Genomic DNA, 4,064 nt, shown 5'->3' with positions numbered 1-4,064 from the left:
CTCAAGCCGAACTGGTGTCTCATGCCCGAGACAATCAAACGGCGCTGACTCATCACCTTTTAACCACGCAAAGAGAAAAACCGCAAACGGCAGCACCCACTGTGAACGAGCGCCCGATGGATGAACCGGATGCTGATTCCAGTCATTCAACGAATACCGATGATCTTGGTTCGGTTCCCGATGCAGGAATCGAATTGCAAGACGAATGCGCCGATGGATGGGCGCCTGAAGATTCAATCAACACGACAAACCATGACCTTCAAGAAAGCCAGGCATCAGAATCTTGTGGGGAAGAGAACACCGCCAAGGCCAAGGGCGCTGGTAGCTTAACGCTCACGCCAGTGCAGTTTTCAGCCCTCTTTGAAAGAGATCCCGGCATCCTCGATGGACTTACCTCAATTACCCTAAAAGCCCCACCAGAGTTGATTGCTGAACTCTCGGAACGATATTCGGCTGAATAACTCGAAATCCCGGATGGTGTGTCATCTTGAGCCTGTAAATACAGCAAACAGACATAAGGAGCACACCATGAATACGCTGGCCTTGCCCACTTCACGGTTACTGACCACCGAAGAAGCGGCCAATTACCTCAATATCAGCAAAGAATTCTTGAAGCGGATGCGCTACGGCAAAACCACCGGCGTGGTGGGTCCCGTTTATGTGAAATTTGGCTCTCAGCCTCGTTACGATCGACGCGATCTTGACCGATGGGTCGATTATTACCGAACCAATGAAGGCCAGACGCAAGCCACACAGAGTCATTGAGCATGGATGAACCAATCAACGATCTGCGGCGCAAGCATTTTCAAACGGAAGATGGGCTGATTCCGTATTTGCTGGAAGCTCACGCCATTGCGCACCTTCTGAATACATCGATGGACACGATGCGCCTGCTCATCAAAACTGGGGCATTTTGTGAACCCGCTCCCTTTAGCGAAAACCCGGACAAGAAAACGATCCGATGGCGCACAGAAGATGTCGCAAAGTGGCTTCACAGTTTGCGCCGCATCAATGACAAAGGCCAAGAAATACCGGAGGAATTGCGATGAAATTATTCCTCTCAGAAGACGAACTGTGCGAGCTTAGTGGCTACCAATCCAGGCAATATCAAGCGAAGTGGCTGCGAGAAAATCTGTGGCCATTTGAAATTGACAAAGATGGCCGTCCGAAGGTTTTGCGTGCGACTGTTCTTGCACGGCTAGGGGCAGAGATGCAAACGAACAAACAGCCCAAACTTCGCTTCACATAACCATGCGTCCGCGAAAGAAAAACCGCAACTTACCACCTTGTGTCTACCTAAAGCATGGCGCATATTGGTTCGTTAAAAAAGGCAAATGGAAACGCCTTGCATCTGATCTGCCCAGCGCTTTACGTGAATACGCACGCTTGGCCGCCGCGCCAGAAAGCGGGATGATCGCACTGATTGACAAAACATGGCCACACATCATCGAGGGACTGGCTCCGAGCACAGTGGAACAGTATCGGCTCGCAGCCAATCGCCTAAAAGACATCCTCGCTGAATTTACACCAGAGCAACTGAGGCCGCGGGATGTCGCGGCGATTCGCGACCATTTCCGCGAAACGCCAAATCAGGCAAATCGATTCATCAGCTATCTTCGCAATGTTATGAACTATGCCGTGGACTGGCAGATTGTGGAATCAAACCCCTGCGTTGGGGTTCGTCGATTGCCAGAGAAAAAGCGTGACCGATATGTGACGGATGCGGAATACCGAGAAATTTACGCTCAAGCGTCCGAGAGCTTGAAGCCTATCATGGACATTTGCTACTTCACGGGACAACGAATTAGTGATGTACTCGCTATTAAAATGAGTGATATCGACGATGAGGGCATCCATTTCAAACAAGGTAAAACAGGCACCCGCTTACTGGTAAAAATGACTCCCGAATTGAAAGCTACTATTGATAAAGCAAAGGCTTTGCCTCGACCAGCACAGGGCACTACCCTGTTCTGCACAAAACGTGGAGGCAATCAATACAACTACGCCACCGTTAAAGGCATGTACCGGAGTGCTGTCAGTAAAGCAGGGGTGGAACGCACCACGCTGCATGATCTCCGCGCCAAATCACTCACAGATGCGAAAAAACAAGGGAAAAATGCACAAGCCCTTGGTGGACACTCCACCGAAGCGATGACAAATCGGTATATTCGCAACCGTTCAACCATCGTGGCGGATGCACCTAGTTTTAGACAGTCATTAGAGAAATTAGACAAAAAGAGAAGCAAGTGACTGATTCAAAAGACCTAAGCCAACACACCCCGATGATGCAGCAATTCTGGACGATGAAACAGGCGCACCCGGACGTACTGCTGTTTTATCGCATGGGGGATTTTTACGAGCTGTTTTACGCCGATGCCGAGCGGGCGGCGCGCATTCTTGATTTGACGCTGACGACGCGCGGGCAGTCGGCGGGTGAGCCGATTCCGATGGCGGGTGTGCCGGTTCATGCCTATGAGAGTTACCTGGCGCGGTTGATTCGGGCGGGCGAGTCGGTGGCGATTTGCGAGCAGATCGGTGAAACCAAGACCAAAGGCCCGATGGAGCGCGCGGTGGTGCGGATCGTCACCCCCGGCACGGTCACCGACGATGCCCTGCTCGATCAGCGCGAGGGCAACCGTTTGGCGGCATTGGTGCCGCTGGCGACCACGCCGCCGGAATACGGGTTGGCGCATCTGGATCTGGCCGCTGGCGATTTTGTGCTGGTTCGACTCGATGAATCGGCGCTGACGGCCGAGCTGGCGCGGATCGATCCGCGTGAATTGCTCATGCCCGAATCGCTGGCCGAGGCGACCGATACGGCGGCAAAGATTGGCGTGGACCCCAAGCGTTGGCGCGCGCGTGCCGATTGGCAGTTCGATGCCAAACGCGGGCAGGCGGCCTTGCTCAAACACTGGCAGATTCATGATCTTAAAAGTTTCGGCGTCACCGAAAGCCATCAACCGGCGCTGGGTGCCGCCGCCATTTTGCTGACTTATGTGAATGAGACTCAGCGCAGCGCCGTGCCGCATATCGAGCGCCTGCGGGTGGAGCATCCGGACGATGCCTTGCTGATCGACCGCAATACGCGGCGCCATCTGGAACTGTTCAGCACAAATCAAGAAGGAAGCCACGATGACGGCCGTTCGGCGGCCACGCTGATCAACCTGCTGGACGAGACGGTGACTGCGCACGGCTCGCGGCTGCTCAAGCACTGGCTGGGTCGCCCGCTACGTGATCGGGCCGTGTTGCGGCATCGGCAGCAGGCGATCGGCGAGCTGATCGAGCGCGGCATGATCGCTGCATTGCGCGAATCGCTGCGCGGCATCAACGATATCGAACGCATCACCACCCGCATCGTGATGGGCAGCGCCCGCCCACGCGATTTATCCGGGCTGCGCGATGCGCTTGGCGTGCTGCCTGCGTTGAGCGCGCAACTTGCTCGACTCGATCTGCCCTTGTGGCAGGATCTGGCCGCACGGCTGACCGATCAGCCCGCCCCGCGTGACTTGCTGACCCGCGCGCTGGTCGCCCAACCGCCCGTGTGGCTGCGCGATGGCGGGGTGATTGCCCCCGGCTTCGACACTGAACTCGACGAATTGCGCCACCTTTCCGAACACGCCGACGACGCGCTGAATGCGCTCGAAGCCCAAGCGCGACTGCAAAGCGGCATCCCTTCGCTGAAAATCGCCTACAACCGCGTACAGGGTTTCTACTTTGAAGTCAGCCGGTTACAGGCAGAGAAGATGCCACCGCAATTCATTCGCCGCCAGACGCTCAAGTCAGTTGAGCGCTACACGACCGAAGAACTGAAAACCTTCGAAGACCGCGTGCTGTCCGCCCGCGACCGCGCCCTGGCGCGCGAACAGTGGCTGTTTACCGAGTTGTTGCAAACGCTCGCGACGCACCAGAGCGCCCTTCGCCGCATGGCCGAAGCCATTGCCCAGGTCGACGTGCTGCACAGCCTGGCGCGGGTGGCCGAGCGCCATCGCTGGGTGGCCCCGGATCTCGGTAGCGAACCGGGCATCCACATCGAAGCGGGACGGCATCCGGTGATTGAAGCCCTG

General features: G+C 56.0%; 6 protein-coding genes. All 6 read left to right on the top strand.

Going from position 1 to position 4,064, the window contains the following annotated elements:
- Positions 1–461: hypothetical protein (locus PHD44_RS12390; protein ID WP_300192175.1), on the top strand; the 461-nt coding region annotated here is incomplete at its 5' end.
- Positions 462–528: 67 nt separating this feature from the next.
- Complete coding sequence (locus tag PHD44_RS12385) at positions 529–765, top strand: helix-turn-helix domain-containing protein (protein WP_290680326.1); 237 nt, start codon at positions 529–531, stop codon at positions 763–765.
- A gap of 2 nt (positions 766–767) precedes the next feature.
- Complete coding sequence (locus PHD44_RS12380; RefSeq protein WP_300192173.1) at positions 768–1,049, top strand: hypothetical protein; 282 nt, start codon at positions 768–770, stop codon at positions 1,047–1,049.
- Positions 1,046–1,249, top strand: a complete 204-nt coding sequence (locus PHD44_RS12375) for a DUF4224 domain-containing protein (protein WP_300192171.1) — start codon at positions 1,046–1,048, stop codon at positions 1,247–1,249. The genes PHD44_RS12380 and PHD44_RS12375 overlap by 4 nt, the downstream gene beginning before the upstream one ends.
- 2 nt (positions 1,250–1,251) lie before the next feature.
- Entirely contained in the window at positions 1,252–2,250 is a 999-nt protein-coding gene (locus PHD44_RS12370) for a tyrosine-type recombinase/integrase (RefSeq protein WP_300192170.1), read from the top strand.
- A partial coding sequence (mutS, locus tag PHD44_RS12365) for a DNA mismatch repair protein MutS (RefSeq protein ID WP_300192168.1) occupies positions 2,247–4,064 on the top strand: 1,818 nt, incomplete at its 3' end. The genes PHD44_RS12370 and mutS, both read left to right, overlap by 4 nt.

This window comes from Halothiobacillus sp., assembly GCF_028710545.1.
GTDB lineage: Bacteria > Pseudomonadota > Gammaproteobacteria > Halothiobacillales > Halothiobacillaceae > Halothiobacillus.
Note: the sequence above shows the minus strand (reverse complement) of the source record. Positions and strands in the feature narration are given on the sequence as shown.